Origin of the sequence: Vibrio sp. 10N.261.52.A1, assembly GCF_002876325.1 — a bacterium.
Classification (GTDB): Bacteria; Pseudomonadota; Gammaproteobacteria; order Enterobacterales; family Vibrionaceae; genus Vibrio; species Vibrio chagasii.
Window position 1 is genome coordinate 1 of sequence record NZ_MCYD01000435.1, and the last position, 988, is coordinate 988.

The window sequence follows — 988 nt, forward strand, 5'->3', positions numbered from 1 at the left end:
ATATAAATAATGTTTTTTTGTATCTGAATGACACTATTGTTACTTTTACGCTGATTTTTAATAAGAATAATTAATAAAACAACGCAACATCGGGGTAGTTTTCACCATGAAAAACGTCAACAGATCTATCGACGTAAAATATTTAAGAACATTTTCACACGTTGCTAAGCACAAAAGCTTTACAGCTGCCGCTGAGTCTCTATTTATGACACAGCCCGCGGTATCTCAACATATTAAAAAGATCGAGAGTACAATAGGGGCAAGTATTTTTGATCGAAAAGAAGGGTTTTTACTGACTAAACATGGAAAAGTATTACTGGATTATGCTGACCAAACCATGTCCATGTATGAGAGGTTATTTGAAGATCTAGAGAAAGTGGAGCTAAGAGATCAATTTAACATAGCGATCGACGAGTCATTTTGTTTCGATTTGGTCAATCGAGTAATTAATGAATTTCGAATGTTAAACAATATCGACTTATCCATAAACAGTTTTACTAAGTCTTCTTCATTGGAGTTGTCGCGTTATGACTTAATATTTACTATGGATAGAATTTCACAGGGGAACGGAAAGTCCTATCAATTAAAAACGGTAAACTATGTGATCGCGTATTCTTGTTCCCTTGACCCTTATGAGTGCTATCCACAGAGAGTTGTTTTTTGCAGTTCATTGTCTAAGTCATATGTTCAAGAGCTATTAAACGACTACAATGTTGAAACATCTCACGTTACAAGTTGGGTTAAAACAAGCTCATGCCAATTGTTAAAAAATGAACTCGATACTAACGGGACGGTTTTGATCTTTCCTGAGTGGTCGGTATGTGATGAAAAGTGTAAGACAATCCCGTTACGTCAGAAAGTAAATATGTATGTCTGGTGTAGTGATGAAATTTCACAAGAACTCGAAACTCTAGGAATAAAAGATAAAATACAGCAACTTTTTCAGATTAGTGATATTTCCGAATCAGGAATAAAGCATAATATTATG

1 protein-coding gene is annotated in these 988 nt (G+C 34.5%); it reads left to right on the plus strand.

Features of this window, described 5'->3' with window-relative positions; genetic code table 11:
- Nucleotides 1-106: 106 nt before the first annotated feature.
- Nucleotides 107-988: LysR family transcriptional regulator (locus BCT81_RS05180; protein ID WP_008216276.1), on the plus strand; the 882-nt coding region annotated here is incomplete at its 3' end.